The following is a 16,046-nucleotide window of genomic DNA, read 5'->3' as shown; positions in this document are numbered from 1 at the left end:
CCTACGTACATCAGGCCACCTCAACGGCATGAGTTGCGATCGGCCCCCGACTCACCCTTGGGGGGTGAGTATCGCGCCCGGGCATGACCGGAGCTGCCAAAGACCATAACCCCGGTTCAGTAACCCGAAAGCTCCCACTCCAGTCACCGTACAAACCCCCGATCCATTAATAATTGGGGCCAGAATCAACCGGCTACGAGCAGGCCCCCGACCCCTGCGGTGCGCACCCGTTCGATGTCCTCCTCGTACTTCAGGATCACCCCCAGCGTGTCGCCGGCCGCCTCGGGCGACAGCACCTCCGCGCCCAGGACGTTCAGGGCGGCCGCCCAGTCCAGCGTCTCCGCAACACCGGGGGGCTTGAACAGATCCAGATCCCGCAGCTTCTCCATCGCGCGGGCCAGATCGGCGGCAAGGGCCTTGTCGATCCCGGGCACCTTGGCTGTGACGATCTCCATCTCCCGCTCGAAACTGGGATAGTCGATCCAGTGATACAGGCAACGGCGTTTCAGGGCGTCGTGGATCTCGCGGGTGCGGTTGGAGGTGATGACCACGACGGGGGGATCCTGGGCGGCCACCGTACCGACCTCCGGAATGGTCACTTGGAAATCCGACAGCAGTTCCAGGAGGTACGCCTCGAACTCCTCGTCAGCCCGATCGAGCTCGTCGATCAGCAGGACCGGCCGGGACCCGTCAGCCGCCATCTCCACGGCCTCGAGCAGCGGCCTCGCGATCAGGTACTCGCGGCTCATGATGTCGGAGATCGCCGCGCCTCCGCCCTCGCCACGAGCTTCGATCAGCCGGATCGCCAGCATCTGGCGGGCGTAGTCCCACTCGTAAAGGGCGTGCCCGGCGTCAAGACCTTCATAGCACTGGAGCCGGATCAGGGGCTGTTCGAGGATGGCGGCCAGCACCTTGGCAACCTCGGTCTTTCCGACTCCGGCCTCCCCCTCCAGAAACAAGGGCCGTCCAAGCTGGAGGGACAGGTGGATGGTTACCGCCAGGGACCGGTCCGCCACGTAACGCTGTGTAGCCAGCGCAGCGGCGACGTCTTCGACAGTGGCGGGAATCATTCCGCCAGGTTACACGCCCGCATGGTGCCGGAGAGCCCGGGACGGCATCCACCCACGGCGCCACACGCACGAGCGAGACCCGCGGAGCAAGCCCGCCCGGGGACGTACCTCCTCCGGAGCTGCCTACCCGGCGGCGCTCAGGGCTGCGTTGACGGCCCGGGCCGTGAACACCTCGGCCAGATGGGTCTTGTAGGCAACCGACCCGTACAGGTCTTCCAGCACCTCGATCCCGTCGGTTGCATGGGCCGCAGCCGCCTTCACGGCAGCGTCCGAACCGTCGGAACCGACCAGAGCATCGGCCACTCCGGCGGCCAGGACCGGGCGGTTGCCCACTCCGGTCACCGCCACGGTCGCGGCGCTGATCGAGCCGTTGGAACGGGTAACGGACGCCGCCACACCGGCAACCGCGTAGTCGGTGTGGCCTCCACGGCGGCCCAGCTTGTCATAGGCCGATGCCGTGCCCGGTCCCGCCTTCGGGATCCGTACCTCGGTGAGGATCTCGTTGGGCTCCAGCGCCGACATCATCGTGTCTACGAAGAAGTCCGCCGCCGCGATCTCACGGGTTCCCGAGGACGAGGCCGCAACCATGGTGGCGCCCAGCGCCAGCGCGGCCACCGGTTGATCCGCCGCGACGTCGGCGTGGACCAGGGACCCGCAGCATGTGCCCCGGTTCCGGACCTGCCGATCACCCGTCCAGGAGGCGGCGGTTGCGAGCGCCGCGCCGTGCTCCCCGACCAGGTCGCTGTCGGCTACCTCGGCATGCGTCACCAGCGCCCCGATCGAGACGGAGTCGCCGTTGTCGGTGATCTGATCCAATCCGGCGATCCGGCCGATGTCCACCACCACATCCGGTGACAGCAGGCGCATCTTCATCATCGGCAGGAGGCTCATACCGCCCGCCAGGACCTTGGCGCCCGGGTTGGCGTCAAGGGCCGCCAGCGCCTCGTCCAGATCGGAGGGCGCAATGTATTCGAACTCTCGTGGATACATAGGATCCTCCTCTCTAAGCCCGGGCGTCCTGGATAGCCTGCCAGACCCGTCTGGGTCGGAGCGGCATGTCGATGTGGGTCACCCCGAGTGGTTCGAGCGCATCGACCACCGCGTTCACAACGGTGTGCGCGGAGCCGATGGTGCCCGCCTCGCCGATGCCCTTCACCCCCAACGGGTTGATGTCGGTGGGCGTCACCGTCCGGTCCAGTTCGAACGACGGAAGGTCTGCCGCAGTGGGAAGGATGTAGTCCACCAGCGACCCCGACAGCAGGTTGCCGTCGGCGTCATAGACCGCATCCTCGAACATGGCCTGCCCGATCCCCTGGGCGATACCGCCGTGAATCTGTCCGTCCACGATCATCGGGCTGATCACGTTGCCGCAGTCGTCCATCCCGATGTAGCGGAGTAGGTCCACGTCACCCGTGTCGGGATCCACCTCCACCACCGCGATGTGGGTCCCGAACGGCCAGGTGGCGTTGCCCGGACTGAAGATGGCATGTGCCTCCAAGCCTCCTTCCATGCCTTCCGGCAGGCGGTGGGGCTGGTATGCGCACGCCGCGATGTCGCCCCAGCTGACCGAACTGTCGGGAGCGCCGGCCACATGGGCGCCGCCGTCGGCGAACTCGATGTCCTCCTCGGACGCCTCCAGCATATGGGCGGCGATCCGGGCGGCCTTCGCCCGCACCTTCCCGGTGGCCTGGTAACAGGCGGCGCCGTCGACCGCCGCCGACCTGGATCCGAACGTCCCGATGCTCGGCGGGGCCTCCTCCGTGTCGCCATGGATGACCCGGATCCGGTCGACCTCCAGGCCGAGACCGTCGCCGACGATCTGCGCCCAGGTGGTCTGGTGACCCTGGCCGGATGGTCCGGTCCCGATCGACACAGTGGCCGACCCGTCCGGATGCACCCTCACCAGGCTGGAGCCGTTGAAGGCCGACGGCATCTGGTACTCGGCCCACGAGAAGCCGAGATCCACCAGCCCCGACGGGCCGAAACCGCACACCTCCACGTAGGTGGCAAGCCCGACCCCGACGTAGCGGCCTTCGGCCCGGGCGGCATCCCGCTCGGCCAGCAGATCCGACCAACCGGCCGTCTCTAACGCCGCGTCCAGGTTGGTGGCGTAGTCGCCGGTGTCCATCGGGAACCCCATGGGCGACACGGCCCCGGGAAATTCGCTCGCCGAGATGTAGTTCTTGCGCCGCACCTCCGCCGGATCCATCCCGATGCGGCGGGCGTACATATCGATGATCCGCTCCAGGTAGTACGCGGCCTCCGGCCGGCCTGCCCCACGGTACGCGTCGGTGGTCATCGTGTGGGTGGTGACGCAGTCCATCTTCCAGTAGGTCGGGAAGCCGTACTGCCCCGACCCGACGAACAGTCCGAGGAAGGGGATGGCGACGGTGAAGTTCTGGCTGTAGGCGCCCATATCGGCGATGCCCTCTAGCTCGAACCCGAGGATCTCGCCGTCCTCGGTGCCTGTCACGGTGGCGGTAGCCACCCAACCGCGACCCTGGATGGTGGAGTTGGCCGCCTCCCGGCGGGTCTCCGTCCACTTCACAGGACGACCCAGTTGCTTGGAGGCGAATGCCACCAGCACCTCGTCGTTGTACACGTTGAGCTTGCAGCCGAACCCGCCGCCGACCTCCATAGCCTTGACGGTCACCTGGTTCATGCTCATGCCGAAGTACTTGCCGATCGCGCCCGCCAGAGCCGAGGGGATCTGCGTTGACGAGTAGATGTCGAACCGGTCGTACCCTGCCTGGTAATCGGCCATCACCGATCGGGGCTCGATGGGCACAGGGATAAGCCGCTGGTTCGTCATCTCCTGCGAGACGACCACCGCACCGTCCCCTTGCTTGGCGGCTTCGATACCCTCCTGCAGCTCGGCCAGCGCCGCCTCGTCCGCTCCGAAGGGCCCCACCCACGAGATCAGGGTGTTGGAGGCTCCTTCATGGACCGGAACCTCGTCGCTCAGGGATTGCTTGAGGTCCACCACCGCCGGCAAGGGCTCGTAGTCGACCTCGACGGCGTCTGCGGCGTCCTTGGCCACGTAGGGGTCGTCCGCCACCACCATGGCCACGGCCTCGCCGACGTGCTTGACCGTTCCGCTGTTTAGTAGGGGTCGCAGCGCCCCCACCGGAACCTGGGCGATGAGCGGGCCGAGGTGGTCGGTGTCCGCCGCCGTGTATACCGCTAGGACGCCTTCCATCGCCGCGGCTGCCGAGGTGTCGACCGACCCGACCTGGGCATGCGCGTAGGGGCTACGCACGAAGGCCACGTGGGCGGTACCGGCCAGCTTGACATCATCCGTGTAGCGGCCCCGTCCCTGGATCAAGGCCGGATCCTCCCGGCGCCTTACCACGCCGCCCAGCACACTTGTCGAGCTCATGCGTTCTCCCATTCAGCCGGGGCAGGCTCTTCGCCGCGCATCTTGGCGCCCGCGTACTCGATGGCCCGCACGATGTTGTGGTATCCGGTGCAGCGGCACAGGTTGCCTTCGATCCCGCGCCGGATCTCCGCTTCCGAAGGTTCCGGGTTCTCTTCGAGGAGGGTTACGGCCGACATGATCATTCCGGGGGTGCAGAAGCCACACTGGAGGCCGTGACGCTCCCAGAAGCCCTCCTGGACCGGATGCAGCTCGCCGTTGCTGGCCAGGCCCTCGACTGTGGTGATGTCCGCACCGTCGGCCTGGGCGGCCAGCATGGTGCAGGAGAGCACGGCCTTCCCGTCAAGGCTGATCGTGCAGGCACCGCAATAGGACGACTCGCACCCCACATGGGTGCCTGTCAACCCCAGGGACTCACGTAAGAAGTGGACCAGCAGCGTACGGGGTTCGGCGTCCCCCGATACCTGCTTCCCGTTGACCGACATGGACACCTTCATACAGGGTCTCCTTTCGAAGCGGCTGGCTACCCAGACGGTATCAAAATCGCCGGTTTCGTGTCGAGACGAGCCTATGTTTTGACCCTCCCGCCCCGGTGAGTGGACCAGCCATTGGCGAAAGGGGGGATCCGGCTAGCGGTCGGTCAGGACCTGGGCAGCGATCTCTGCCGCATTCTCCAGCTGGCCGGCGCGGGGCTGATCGAAGATGAACTCGTTCACCCCGACCTCCGCATAGCGCCCCACCACCTCTAGGAACGCCTCCGGACCGGTCCACGGATCGGGCATGCCCACGGAGGTCAGGTTGGGGATCCACCCGTAGAAGGACCTGATGACCTCCCCCGGATCGCGCCCGATCTCCAGGCAGGCCTCGTCGAGGATACGGTTGCGCTCGGCCATCTCGGCGACCGTCCCGTACGAGTTCCAGCGATCGGCGAACCGGGCGCATATCCGCAGCATGCGGGGCCGGTGGGCGCCCATGGTCAGCGGCGGCCGCGGCTTCTGCACAGGTTGGGGACGCAAGCGCGCCCCGCGGAGTTGGTAGTGCCGGCCCTTGTAGGTGGTGGCCTTGCCTCGAACCAGAGAATCGATCACCTCGACCGCCTCATGGAACCTGCCTACCAGCTCGCCCGGTTCACCGAACGGCAATCCGAAGCGCTCGTGTTCCTCCACGAACCATCCGGCGCCTATTCCCAACTCCAGGCGGCCGTCGGAGACATGGTCGATGGTGATGGCCTGCTGCGCCAGCAAGGCCGGATGGCGGAAGGTGTTGCTGGCGACCAGGCAACCGATCCGGATCCTGCTGGTAACCGCCGCCATGGCTGCCAGAAGCGTCCAGCCCTCGAAATAGTCACGGGTGGGATCGCTGGGACGCATGAAGTGGTCACAGTCCCAGACGCTGTCGAACCCGAGTTCCTCGTAGTACTGCCACCGGTCCACGAGGGTGTGATAGGGCAGCGACTGATCGGTGCAGATCCCGTAGAGAATGTCCCTCGTCACCCTTACCTCCTAGGCGATCGTGGATAACGAAGGATCCTAGATGCCCAGTTCCTCGGCGGTGGTCAGTGGTCAGTGGTCAGTGGATGTTGTAACTCGGGAGGAACAGACAACCCGACGAAATCTACGGGCACAAGGAACTCCGTGACCTCTAGGTCGCAAACTGGCCATCGGCCACTACACCTAGCCACTCAACTCTTGAGCGCCTCCGCCAGCGCCCGAACGAGCTCGTCCTGGTAGCCGGTCAGGTACCGGAGGAGTAGCGCGACCGGATCGGATGCCCGCCTCTCATCAGACCCCCAGCCATCATCCACGATCTCCAACCGGGCGCCGAGAGCCAGGCGAGCCTCGTTGAGCACCATCAGCAACGCCTCGGCCTCCGTAGCGGAGAGGTCCACCGTCCCGCTCTCGGCCGCCTTGAGGACGGAGGCAACCGCGTCCCGATCCATCCGGCGCTGGCGATCCAACTCGGGCTTCATGAGCCGCTCGTACTCGGACTGGGCATCCCCATCATCCGGGTACGCCGCCACCGACAGCCGCCCCGCCGCAGGGTCATCGGGCTCCTCGCCCACCGACGCGAGCACCTCCTGCATGAGGGAAAGGGCCACCAGGTCGTCTCCCAAGGGACGCATTTCGATGCGATCCGCCAATTTCTTGAACCGTGCCATCACGCCCGTTCGATGGTCGCCCACAGCGCGTAGCGGTGCAGGGTGTAGCAGTCGATCTCGGCCTTCTCGCGGGGCGCCGTGCTGACGATCGACCGGCCCTCGTGGTGGACCTCCAGCATCAGCCGGGTCGCCTTGTCCTCCGGGTACCCGAAGACCCGGCGGAACACCAGCACCACGTAGGACATGAGGTTCACGGGATCGTTCCAGACCACCACGTTCCAACCCCGATCCCGGTCGGCTCGATCCTCCACCTCCGGGGCATCGGTCCGCTCGGGCGCGATGGTGGCAGCCGGCAACCCACTGGGTCCCGTCTTGATCAGGTTCATATTCTCAGGATATCTCGGGGCGCCGGTCATTGAACGTCCGGTTCGCGCCGGGCACAAGGGTATTGAAACCCATCCGGATCGCGGTCACGCTTGTACCATGAGTGCCACACACGAACCCAGCCCCCCGGCCCGCACCCCACCGCTGCGGCGGACCCTCAGGGATTCGCTGATCGAAGCCGAGCAACTCCGTTATCCGGTCCACCTCCGCACCGCCGGCGGTAGGTCATACACCGGAATACTGACCGAAGTGGGGGTCGATTTCGCCGAGATCCGGACTGCGGGCGGGCCGGTGGATATCGCCCTCTTCTACATCGAGAGCGTTGGCCTTGATGAGGATGCTCGCTGACTCCGGCGCCGGACATCTGCCGGCAAGGCTCGGCAGCCCGACGGGATGGCGCGTGCTCGGCCCGGGCTGTGTCCTTTGGTCCGCTTCCGAGGATATGGATGAGCTGCGCGGGGCGCTTCCTCTAGGGCGGCATCCCCCGCTCATCGCCGGTTGAAGAGACCCTACGAGCCCGATCTGTGAATCAGGGCACCTCGGCCGCCGGGTAGGTACCCAGCACACGCAAGGCGGCCAGGGTGGCCGGACGGGGTTCCAGCACGGCCTTCACTCCCTCCGGGCCGGGGTCATGGATCATGTCGGCGTAGAACCGGTACTTCCAAGCCTCGTCCGCGGGCCGCGACTGCAGATGCGTCAAGTTGGCGCCCCGCAGGCCGAGTTCGGTCAGGGCGAGGGCCAGCGCACCGGGCGAGTGAGCCGTTTCGAACACCATCGACGTCTTGTTGGCGTCCTCGCCCACCTCCCATCCGTCCGGGGCCAGGATCACGAACCGGGTGGTGTTGTGATCCCGATCCAGGAAGTCCTCCAGGAGTACCTTCCCGCCATGGCGGCGGGCGGTGTGTCGAGGTGCCAGGGCAGCCACCGCACGGTCTCCCCTCTCGACGACAGCCCTCACGGCGCCGGCCGTGTCGTAGAAAGGTACCGGGTTCCATCCCGCCTTCTCCATGCGGTCATCCGCTTGTGCGAGGGCTTGGGGATGCGACCAGACCTCCTCGACTGCGTCGACCGTCGATCCGGGAACGCCTATCAGCGCGTGGCGCACCTCGATCAGGTGCTCGCCGATGATCGAGATCTGCTGGCGGGCCAGGCGGTCGAGAACCGGCAGCACGCTCCCGATGGTGGAGTTCTCGATCGGTAGCACGAGCCGATCCACATCCCCATGCCCGAGGGCCTGGAAAGCTCGTGCGAAGCTACCGAAGCCGACCCGTTTCGCCTCGGGGTAAAGCCGGATCGTCACCTGGTCCGAGTACGAGAGGCCTTCACCTTGATAACCGACCTTCATGGACCGGAGGGTACTCGGTACGGATGTCCACCCGGTCAGTGAAGATAGGTACATAAATTCCATGCATAGGGCGCGTTCGTGGTACCTTCGCGGTCTTGGCCGTGTTGATCGCGTTCAGGCGCGGCCACAATTCTGTTGAGCCGGCGAGCAAAATCGGGAGGACGATTCTTCGCAGTCCAGCCTTCGCCGGGCGAGGTAACCACTCCCGAACCGCCAATCACACAGATAACGAAGTTCCTGGAGACCGGGCACGTATAAAAGGTCTCGGATAAGTATGAAACGTCAAAGCACCGTAACACCAACCGACAACATGGCCTGGGCCGAGGCCGCTCTTCGCGATTGTGAAGAAACACTGCGGGCGAAGGCCGAGACCGCCCTCTCCGAAGGGCGGTACGACGACGCGGTCCACCTGGCCTCCTTCGCCAGAGCAGTCAACGAGACCGCCACCCGCGCCGAGAACGTGCGCCTGTCCAAGGCATCCGCCGGCCATCAGGCGCTCTCGTCCGCCCAACCCGAGGACGGGCGGCCAACCGGGCACATGGCGAGAAGCGGCGGGCCGGCCTGCTACACGAGGGACCGCGACGTGCTCGTCAAGACGGCGACTTCGAAGAAGAGCGGCAGCCTTTACACCGTACGGGCGTCAAGGCAGCAGGTGGAAGCCATCATCGGCTACCTGGCCGCCAACGGAGGGCCCGACGACCCCATCCCGACCCGGCAGATCTTCACGGCTCTCTCCGTAGACGGCTCGACGCCCCCTGCCTACCAGGGTCATGTCGTGCTGGGCTGGCTCAAACAGATCGGCGTCATCGTCAAGCGTCGCGGGGACTCCGGATACGTGGTGCCCGAGGCCGGGTTACTGGACGAGCAGTTCGAAGACCTCTGGCGGTCGCTCCCGCCACACTTAACCGGATGAGCGAGCTACCAGAAGGCGCCGAAAACGCCCGGTTGGCCCCATAGCTGGCTACAAACCCAGGTCGAGGCATCGCGGGCCAACCGATCCCCGCCTTTTCGGCGCCCTGCTCAGTCGTCGAAGACGGAGTCGGCCAGGATCATCGAGATGTCCCGTACGGCCACCGACTCGTCCTGTCCGAGCTCGCGTACGCCGTCATCGAGCATCACGTAACAGAATGGGCAGGCCACCGCTACCTCGTCCGCGCCGGTCGCCACCGCTTCCTCGGCCCGGTCGATGTTGACCTTCTTGCCTACTCGCTCCTCCATCCACATCTGCGAGCCGCCGGCGCCGCAACAGAACGAGCGGGTCCCGGACCGACCCATTTCCACCACGTTGATGCCGCCGATGGAGGCCACCACCCCCCGGGGCGCCATGTACACGCCGTTGTGGCGTCCGAGGTAGCAGGAGTCGTGGTAGGTCACCGTCTTCGACTTCCCGTTCCTGGTCCGTAGCAGACCCTGCTCCACCAGGTCGGACAGGACCTGGCTGTGGTGGATCACCTCGTAGTCGCCACCGAACTGCGGATACTCGTTCTTCAGGGTGTTGAAGCAATGCGGGCACTGGGTGATGACCTTCCTCACCCCCCGGTCCGAGAGCGTCTCGATGTTCTGGATGGCCAGCATCTGGAAGACGAACTCGTTGCCCGACCGCCGGGCCGGATCACCGGTGCACAATTCGGCGGGGCCCAGAATGGCGAAGCTGACCCCTGCCTCATGGAGGAGCCGGGCGGTCGCCACCGTCACCTTGCGGTTACGATCGTCGAAGGAGCCGGCACAGCCCACCCAGTAGAGATACTCGGCCGTCTCGACATCCTGGCCGAGGATCGGTACTTCGAAGTCCAGATCGGAGGTCCACGCCGCCCGGTCCGCCTGGGCCATACCGTACGGGTTGGAGGAGTTCTCCATCGATAGGTAGGCCTTCCCGAGCTCGGCCGGGAAGTCCGCTTCCATCAGCGCCAAATAACGCCGCATGTCCAGGATCTTGTCGAGGATCTCGATGTCGACCGGACAGATCTCGTCGCATGCCTTGCACGATGTGCAGGCCCAGAGTTCCTCGGGGGTGATCCGCTCGAACACGTTGTCGGCCGACACGGTGATGGCCCCGTCCACCGTCACCGGAGGCGTCACTTCCGGATCCGCCGTCCGGGCCGCCACCTCACCGAGCTTGAGCACGATCTCGCGGGGATCGAGCGGTTTACCCGTGGCGGTGGCAGGACACACCGACGTGCACCGTCCGCACACCGTGCACGTGTCGGTGTCGAGCAGCTGTTTCCAGGTGAACTCCCCCACGAGCGACGCGCCCACGGTCTCGATGTCCTCGACCTCCATCAGGTTGGGCATCTCCCGCATCGCGCCGGGCGGCCGTTCTTTGGGACCGAGGAACATGTTGACCGGCGAGGTGACCATGTGCCGGAGCTTGGTGGTGGGGAGCACCACGAGGAACGCCAGGAAGGAGGCGACGTGGATCACCCAGATGACCTGATGGATCCCCGCTGCCGGCCCCTGCGGCACCAGGTAGGACAGCGGGTAGCCCACGAAGGACCAGACCTCGTATGCCGGCCGGTTCTCGACCGCGATCCGGGCCGCTTCGGTTGCCAGTCCGCTGACGCCGATCAGGGCCAGGGTGACCAGGATCCAGAAATCCTCGGGCCGCGTCTTGGATCGGAGGCGCCAAGGGGCCTGCCCGTACCTTCGCACGAACGCCCAGGCCAACCCCCCGAGGAACACCAGCGCCGCCGCGTCCAGGATGAACGAGTAGGCCCTATAGACATCGTCCTGGAGGAACTTGAAACCGGCGGGCAGCAGGTGATCGATCTCCAGCGTCACGGTACCCAGGAACAGCACCAGGAACCCGTAATAGACCATGGAGTGCATCAGGCCGGATGCCCGGTCGCGCATGAGGGTCTGCATCCGGAGTCCGGCGCCCATCGCCTCCAGCCGCTCCCTCCATAGACCGGTGCGCCGGTCGGGCGCGCCCCGCTGCCAGTTCTTGGCCCGGAGCGAGAACAGGTAGAAGGTCAGGAACAGGAAGCCCGCCACCGCCACGTAGAACATGGCTTCCACGGCGGTCGGGATGTTGACGAACACCTTGCGGGACACGGGGCTCTCGGCGTAGCCGGGGAACTGCCCGGCGAACCAGCTCGCCAGTGTCCCCAACGCCACCAGCACCCCCAGGAACACCAGTATCTCGGCGGCGGTGAACTTACGACGCATCCGGGCTCCTCCGTGTTCGGACCGTCGCCCGGAGTGTAGAGCAGGGGTTTGCTACGGCGTGTTCGCGCTATGCGCGTTCGTGATCAAGGGTCCCCGTGGTCGCTCTGTGGCGCGGCTGCGATCTCTCCGAGCTCTTTGGAGCGTTCCGTAGCGGCGGCGACCGCCTCGCGGACCACCTCCACGAAACCGCCCCGGTCCATAACCGCCATAGCCTCGACGGTGGTGCCACCCGGAGACATCACCCGTTGGCGCAGCGCGGACGGGTCGTCATCGGCGGTCTCCATCATCGCCCCCGCACCCTTGATGGTCCGAGCCGTCAGCCGCAGCGCGGCCGCGGGATCGAGTCCCTGGCGGATCCCCTCTGCGACCATCGCCTCGGCCAGCAGGTACGCATACGCCGGGCCGGTTCCCGACAGCCCGGTCACCGCGTCCAGCAGGGGCTCCCCGACCTCCTCCACCAGGCCGACGGCCGACAGTACGTTCCGAGCCTTGGCCATGTGATCGGCAGTGGTGTGGGCGCCGGGAGCGCAGGCCGTGATCCCCTCACCCACCAGTGCGGGCGTGTTGGGCATGGTCCGGATCACCGGCACCTCTCCCAGGGCCCGCTCGTAAACGCTGATCGGAACCCCGGCCACCAGAGCCACGAGCACCTGATCAATCGTCAATACACCGGCCAGTTGAGCTAGGGCGACATGTACGTCCTGGGGTTTGACGGCCAGCACCACGACGTCCTGGCCGTCGATGCCATCGGACGGCACGCCCACGGTCCGGCAGCCGGTGGTTTCGCGCAGCTCCGAGGCCCGGGGTTGGTGGGCCTCGATCAGTGTGAGGTCCGAGGGGTCCCAGCCGGCCTCGAGTAGGCCGGAAAGCAGGGCGCCGCCCATGGCGCCCACCCCTACGATTGCGATGGAGGACCGATCCATGTTCCGAGTATATGGCGCGCCACAGGCCGATTCGTCATCGCCAGTAATCCGCTCCATGGGGACTACGGACGGTTGAGGACTTCCCGGATCAAGGCCACCAGCGCTCCTACCGCCTGGTGGTTGTATCCCTCGGGAATGATCAGGTCGGCGTGCCGCTTCGAGGGCACCACGAACCGCTCGTGCATGGGTTTCACGGTGGCCTGGTACTGCGCGGTTATCGACTCGAGCGATCGCCCCCTCTCCCGCATGTCCCGCTCCACCCGGCGCAACACTCTCAGGTCGGCGTCGGTGTCCACGAACACCCGGAGGTCCAGCCACTCCCGCAGGTCGGGATCGACCAGCGTAAGTATCCCCTCGATCAGGATCACGGGCCGCGGCGGGATGGCGAGGGTCCGGGTTCTGCGCAGGTGCCGCGTGAAGTCGTACAACGGGTGCTGGATCGTCTCCCCGGCCGCCAGGCCCTCCAGGTGGGCCAGGAGCAACTCGGTCTCGAGCGAGTCGGGATGGTCGTAGTTGACCTTGGTCCGCTCCTCGTAGGAGATCTCGGGCCGGTGCCGGTAGTAGGCGTCATGGGCGATCAACGCCACATACTCCGGGCCGATCCGGTCGACGATCGCCTGGCAGATCGTGCTCTTGCCCGAGCCCGACCCGCCCGCCACACCGATTACGAAAGGGCGCCCGGCCGGCCGGTCCCGGTCTCCCTCTCCCGCCCGGAACCCGCCGGACGTGTTCACCGCCGGCCCTTGGCCGCCTTCTGCTCCGCCTTCATGCGCGCCTTGGCCTGGCGAAGGGCATCAATCTGGTCGAACTCGGCGATGTCGGCGATGGAGGACCAATCGGCGGCCACCTCCTCCCATCCGGGAGGACCCTCATTGAGCCGCTTGCCGACGATGCCCGCGAAGATGCGAGCCTTGGCGACGCCGAATCCGGGGAGCTTCTTGAGCCGCCTCAGCAGTTCGGGACCGTCCGCGGCGGTCCTCCAGATGGCCGCCGCGTCACCGTCATAGTGGTCCGAGAGCGCCTGGCACAGCGCCTGCGTGCGACGAGCCATGGCGTTGGGAAAGCGGTGGAGGGCCGGCGGGCCCCGGAACACCCCCTCCAGTTCGTCCCCGTCGATTGCGGCGATGTGGGCCGCGTCCAGCGGCTGCCCCAACCGTTCCGCAAGGACATGAGGGGAATGGAAGGCCACCTCCATCCTCACCTGCTGGTCCAGCAGCATCCCGATCATGAGAGCTAGCGGGCTGGTGGCGAGGAGCCGGTTGGCATCCTCCGAAGAGGTCCACGGAAGCATCTCGGGCATGAGTCCTCCTTTCAGCCTGAACGGTAGCGGTCGCGTCCGGACGGTCGCCGGGTCGGGGACAGCGGCAACCGGACGGCGATGGGTTCCGTCGGGCGCCGGGCGCAACAGCGTCTGCGGGCCCGGCAACCCGACCATTCGACGTACCGGTCCCGACAATCTGGTTGACTTGTCACGTGTCGATCATGCTGAACCCGTATTCAGAGCGAGCCGAGTGGTTCGAGATGCTCACCCGGGAACTGCCGGATATGAAGATCCAACTCTGGCCGGACATCGACGACCCTGATTCCGTCGAGTACGCGATCTTCTGGCTCCACGACACGGAAGACCTGCGCCGCTACCCGAACCTGCGCGCCATCCTGGCGACGACCGCCGGGGTCGAACAGTTCGCCGGCGGCGACTATCCGGACGTTCCCATCGTTCGGATGGCCGACGCGACGATGGCGGACGAGATGGCCGCCTATGCCGCTCACTGGGTGGTGCATTTCCATCGCAAGCTGCACACCTACCTCGACCAGCAGGCGGAGAAGGCATGGAGGCCGATCCGGGCCACTCCCACGGGTAGCTTCCCGGTCGGCATCCTCGGCTTCGGCGCCATCGGTCGGCACATCGGGAAATGCCTGGCCGTGCTCGGCTACCCGGTCAACGCCTGGACCCGGACCGGAGGCGAGGAGGAGGGCATCACCCACTTCCGGGGCCGTGACGGGCTCCAGGACATGGTCTCCGCCTCCAGAGCCGTTATCAATGTCCTTCCCCATACGCCCGAGACCCGTGGGCTGATCGATGCGAGGGTCCTGGCGCATTTCGCGCCCGGTTCGATCTACATCTCCCTCGGTCGAGGCGCCACCACGATCGAAAACGACCTCGTATCAGCCCTCGACGAGGGCGTCCTCTCCGCCGCGGTGCTGGACGTCACCGAGACCGAGCCTCTCCCTGCCGACTCGCCGCTCTGGGACCACCCCCGGGTCCGTATCACCCCCCACACCAGCGGCTTCACCAGAGCACCGACTGCGGCGCCTCTGATCGCGGCCAACATCCGGCGCCTCCAGCGAGGGGAGCCCCCCTTCCCCCTCTACGACCCGCGCCGGGGTTACTGAGGCCGGGATTGGGCGTCCCGGCCATCGACCTCCGTGGCGTGACGGTCAAAAAGGCCGGCAATCAACTCGTCTCCGGTATCGACTGGAGGGTCGGGGTCGGCGAGCGCTGGGTGCTGTTCGGACCCAACGGCGCAGGCAAGACCACCCTGCTGCAGGTCATTTCGACCTACCAGTTCCCGACCAGTGGCACGGCCACCATCCTGGGCGAGCGCATGGGACGCACCGACGTCCGCCGGCTCCGGCCCCGGATCGGATACGTGGGTCCCGCTCCGTCCTCCCTGGTTCGGCGGTACCTGCCGTGCCGGGACGTGGTCATGACCGGACTCCACGCCGCCTTCGTGGACACCAGATGGCACTCCTACACACCGGAGGACCGCCGCTACGCCGATCAGCAGATGGAGCTGATGGGGGTCGACGGCATGGCGGATCGAGAGTTCGCCACCCTGTCCGAGGGGGAGAAGAAGCGGGTGTTGATCGCCCGGGCCCTGATGGCGCGACCCGAGCTGCTGCTGCTGGACGAGCCCGGAACCGGTCTGGATCTCGGAGCCAGGGAGAGTTTGATCGCCTCCCTGGCCGCGATGGGCGATGGAGCGCGGACGCTCACAGTGATCCTGGTGACTCACCATGCGGAGGAGATCCCGCCCGGCTTCGATGACATCCTGATCCTGGCCGGGGGAAGGGTGCGGGCGTCAGGTCCGACGCGGGAGGTGCTGACGGGGAGGACTCTGACCGCCATATACGGCATGCCGTTGGTGGTCGAGTCGTCGAACGGTCGCTATCTGGCGATGGGAGCGGGCTGAAAACTCCCCTTGGCCCATTGTCGGAGCCGGAAACCCAGGCGGCGGCGCGGCGGGCCGACCCATCCTCGTCGTTCCAGCTTGCTCCCGGGCGCCGGCTGGGACGCCGGAGGATCAGACCTTGATGCCTCGCCGCTTGAGGTCCGCCATCACCGACTCGATCCCCTTCTTGTCGATGGTCTTGATCCCCTTGGTGCTGACCGTGAGGGTCACGTAGCGGCGCTGCGAGGGAACCCAGTAGCGCTTCTTCTGGACGTTCGGGGTCCAGCGCCGGCTGGATCGCTTGTGGGAGAACGAGACTTTCTTGCCGAACGTCGGCTTCTTACCGGTGACCATGCAGATTCTGGACATGTCGACTCCCCGGATCGGAGTGAAGGTGCGGGACGCCAGTTTAGAGGGGGATATAGCAATCGCAACCCGAGACTCTCGGCGGGCCCGCATCCACCCGGGGCGTCATTCCGGCCCCGCACCATCTCCTTCCTCTAGACTCGACG

General features: G+C 66.3%; 17 protein-coding genes. 4 read left to right on the top strand and 13 right to left on the bottom strand.

The window, feature by feature from the left end:
• Nucleotides 1-185: 185 nt before the first annotated feature.
• The 7 genes from ACOQPD_RS12660 to clpS all read right to left on the bottom strand — a co-directional run bounded on the left by ACOQPD_RS12660 (nucleotide 186) and on the right by clpS (nucleotide 6,930).
• Nucleotides 186-1,070 (bottom strand): AAA family ATPase, encoded by an 885-nt coding sequence (locus ACOQPD_RS12660; RefSeq protein WP_420612316.1) that lies wholly within the window; start codon nucleotides 1,068-1,070, stop codon nucleotides 186-188.
• Between the two features lie 123 nt (nucleotides 1,071-1,193).
• A complete protein-coding gene (locus ACOQPD_RS12655; protein ID WP_420612315.1) occupies nucleotides 1,194-2,060 on the bottom strand; it encodes an FAD binding domain-containing protein in 867 nt (288 codons plus the stop codon).
• Nucleotides 2,061-2,073: 13 nt separating this feature from the next.
• On the bottom strand, nucleotides 2,074-4,449 hold the full coding sequence (locus ACOQPD_RS12650; protein WP_420612314.1) for a xanthine dehydrogenase family protein molybdopterin-binding subunit: 2,376 nt from the start codon (nucleotides 4,447-4,449) through the stop codon (nucleotides 2,074-2,076).
• Entirely contained in the window at nucleotides 4,446-4,943 is a 498-nt protein-coding gene (locus ACOQPD_RS12645) for a (2Fe-2S)-binding protein (protein ID WP_420612313.1), read from the bottom strand. The genes ACOQPD_RS12650 and ACOQPD_RS12645 overlap by 4 nt, the downstream gene beginning before the upstream one ends.
• A 132-nt stretch (nucleotides 4,944-5,075) precedes the next feature.
• The gene (locus ACOQPD_RS12640) at nucleotides 5,076-5,939 is read right to left on the bottom strand and encodes an LLM class flavin-dependent oxidoreductase (RefSeq protein ID WP_420612312.1); all 864 of its coding nucleotides are present in this window, start codon (nucleotides 5,937-5,939) and stop codon (nucleotides 5,076-5,078) included.
• 188 nt (nucleotides 5,940-6,127) lie between these two features.
• Nucleotides 6,128-6,604: a DUF2017 family protein gene (locus ACOQPD_RS12635; protein WP_420612311.1), complete on the bottom strand. Its 477-nt coding sequence runs from the start codon at nucleotides 6,602-6,604 to the stop codon at nucleotides 6,128-6,130.
• Nucleotides 6,604-6,930 (bottom strand): ATP-dependent Clp protease adapter ClpS, encoded by a 327-nt coding sequence (gene clpS / locus ACOQPD_RS12630; protein WP_420612310.1) that lies wholly within the window; start codon nucleotides 6,928-6,930, stop codon nucleotides 6,604-6,606. The genes ACOQPD_RS12635 and clpS overlap by 1 nt, the downstream gene beginning before the upstream one ends.
• Before the next feature lie 97 nt (nucleotides 6,931-7,027).
• Here clpS and ACOQPD_RS12625 point away from each other — a divergent pair, with 97 nt between their 5' ends.
• On the top strand, nucleotides 7,028-7,276 hold the full coding sequence (locus tag ACOQPD_RS12625) for a hypothetical protein (protein ID WP_420612309.1): 249 nt from the start codon (nucleotides 7,028-7,030) through the stop codon (nucleotides 7,274-7,276).
• A 181-nt stretch (nucleotides 7,277-7,457) separates the two neighbouring features.
• Here the strand turns inward: ACOQPD_RS12625 and ACOQPD_RS12620 are convergent, their stop codons facing one another.
• Nucleotides 7,458-8,273, bottom strand: a complete 816-nt coding sequence (locus ACOQPD_RS12620; protein ID WP_420612308.1) for a prephenate dehydratase — start codon at nucleotides 8,271-8,273, stop codon at nucleotides 7,458-7,460.
• 274 nt (nucleotides 8,274-8,547) lie between these two features.
• On the opposite strand from ACOQPD_RS12620, the gene ACOQPD_RS12615 reads away from it, so the two are divergent.
• Nucleotides 8,548-9,186, top strand: a complete 639-nt coding sequence (locus tag ACOQPD_RS12615; protein WP_420612307.1) for a hypothetical protein — start codon at nucleotides 8,548-8,550, stop codon at nucleotides 9,184-9,186.
• Between the two features lie 107 nt (nucleotides 9,187-9,293).
• Here the strand turns inward: ACOQPD_RS12615 and ACOQPD_RS12610 are convergent, their stop codons facing one another.
• The 4 genes from ACOQPD_RS12610 to ACOQPD_RS12595 all read right to left on the bottom strand — a co-directional run bounded on the left by ACOQPD_RS12610 (nucleotide 9,294) and on the right by ACOQPD_RS12595 (nucleotide 13,661).
• On the bottom strand, nucleotides 9,294-11,438 hold the full coding sequence (locus tag ACOQPD_RS12610; protein ID WP_420612306.1) for a heterodisulfide reductase-related iron-sulfur binding cluster: 2,145 nt from the start codon (nucleotides 11,436-11,438) through the stop codon (nucleotides 9,294-9,296).
• Between the two features lie 83 nt (nucleotides 11,439-11,521).
• The gene (gene proC, locus ACOQPD_RS12605) at nucleotides 11,522-12,361 is read right to left on the bottom strand and encodes a pyrroline-5-carboxylate reductase (RefSeq protein ID WP_420612305.1); all 840 of its coding nucleotides are present in this window, start codon (nucleotides 12,359-12,361) and stop codon (nucleotides 11,522-11,524) included.
• Between the two features lie 62 nt (nucleotides 12,362-12,423).
• Entirely contained in the window at nucleotides 12,424-13,095 is a 672-nt protein-coding gene (gene udk, locus ACOQPD_RS12600) for a uridine kinase (RefSeq protein ID WP_420612304.1), read from the bottom strand.
• Nucleotides 13,092-13,661 (bottom strand): HhH-GPD-type base excision DNA repair protein, encoded by a 570-nt coding sequence (locus tag ACOQPD_RS12595; protein WP_420612303.1) that lies wholly within the window; start codon nucleotides 13,659-13,661, stop codon nucleotides 13,092-13,094. The genes udk and ACOQPD_RS12595 overlap by 4 nt, the downstream gene beginning before the upstream one ends.
• Nucleotides 13,662-13,843: 182 nt before the next feature.
• Between ACOQPD_RS12595 and ACOQPD_RS12590 the strand changes: the two genes are divergently transcribed.
• Together ACOQPD_RS12590 and ACOQPD_RS12585 are read left to right on the top strand one after the other, a co-directional pair.
• Nucleotides 13,844-14,755 (top strand): 2-hydroxyacid dehydrogenase, encoded by a 912-nt coding sequence (locus ACOQPD_RS12590; RefSeq protein ID WP_420612302.1) that lies wholly within the window; start codon nucleotides 13,844-13,846, stop codon nucleotides 14,753-14,755.
• Nucleotides 14,756-14,763: 8 nt separating this feature from the next.
• Nucleotides 14,764-15,555, top strand: coding sequence for an ABC transporter ATP-binding protein (locus ACOQPD_RS12585; RefSeq protein WP_420612301.1), 792 nt, complete (start codon nucleotides 14,764-14,766; stop codon nucleotides 15,553-15,555).
• Nucleotides 15,556-15,666: 111 nt separating this feature from the next.
• On the opposite strand, the gene rpmB is transcribed toward ACOQPD_RS12585, so the two are convergent.
• Nucleotides 15,667-15,903: a 50S ribosomal protein L28 gene (gene rpmB / locus ACOQPD_RS12580; RefSeq protein WP_420612300.1), complete on the bottom strand. Its 237-nt coding sequence runs from the start codon at nucleotides 15,901-15,903 to the stop codon at nucleotides 15,667-15,669.
• Between the last annotated feature and the right edge of the window lie 143 nt (nucleotides 15,904-16,046).

The sequence above is a fragment of the Candidatus Spongiisocius sp. genome, from assembly GCF_965221825.1.
Classification (GTDB): domain Bacteria; phylum Actinomycetota; class Acidimicrobiia; order Spongiisociales; family Spongiisociaceae; genus Spongiisocius.
This window is presented reverse-complemented; position numbering and strand designations above follow the sequence as displayed.

Coding starts and splice junctions, on each gene's coding strand:
- ACOQPD_RS12660 (WP_420612316.1), bottom strand. CDS start 1,070: ATGATTCCCGCCACTGTCGAAGACGTCGCCGCTGCGCTGGCTACACAG.
- ACOQPD_RS12655 (WP_420612315.1), bottom strand. CDS start 2,060: ATGTATCCACGAGAGTTCGAATACATTGCGCCCTCCGATCTGGACGAG.
- ACOQPD_RS12650 (WP_420612314.1), bottom strand. CDS start 4,449: ATGAGCTCGACAAGTGTGCTGGGCGGCGTGGTAAGGCGCCGGGAGGAT.
- ACOQPD_RS12645 (WP_420612313.1), bottom strand. CDS start 4,943: ATGAAGGTGTCCATGTCGGTCAACGGGAAGCAGGTATCGGGGGACGCC.
- ACOQPD_RS12635 (WP_420612311.1), bottom strand. CDS start 6,604: ATGGCACGGTTCAAGAAATTGGCGGATCGCATCGAAATGCGTCCCTTG.
- clpS (WP_420612310.1), bottom strand. CDS start 6,930: ATGAACCTGATCAAGACGGGACCCAGTGGGTTGCCGGCTGCCACCATC.
- ACOQPD_RS12625 (WP_420612309.1), top strand. CDS start 7,028: ATGAGTGCCACACACGAACCCAGCCCCCCGGCCCGCACCCCACCGCTG.
- ACOQPD_RS12620 (WP_420612308.1), bottom strand. CDS start 8,273: ATGAAGGTCGGTTATCAAGGTGAAGGCCTCTCGTACTCGGACCAGGTG.
- ACOQPD_RS12615 (WP_420612307.1), top strand. CDS start 8,548: ATGAAACGTCAAAGCACCGTAACACCAACCGACAACATGGCCTGGGCC.
- ACOQPD_RS12610 (WP_420612306.1), bottom strand. CDS start 11,438: ATGCGTCGTAAGTTCACCGCCGCCGAGATACTGGTGTTCCTGGGGGTG.
- proC (WP_420612305.1), bottom strand. CDS start 12,361: ATGGATCGGTCCTCCATCGCAATCGTAGGGGTGGGCGCCATGGGCGGC.
- ACOQPD_RS12595 (WP_420612303.1), bottom strand. CDS start 13,661: ATGCCCGAGATGCTTCCGTGGACCTCTTCGGAGGATGCCAACCGGCTC.
- ACOQPD_RS12590 (WP_420612302.1), top strand. CDS start 13,844: ATGCTGAACCCGTATTCAGAGCGAGCCGAGTGGTTCGAGATGCTCACC.
- rpmB (WP_420612300.1), bottom strand. CDS start 15,903: ATGTCCAGAATCTGCATGGTCACCGGTAAGAAGCCGACGTTCGGCAAG.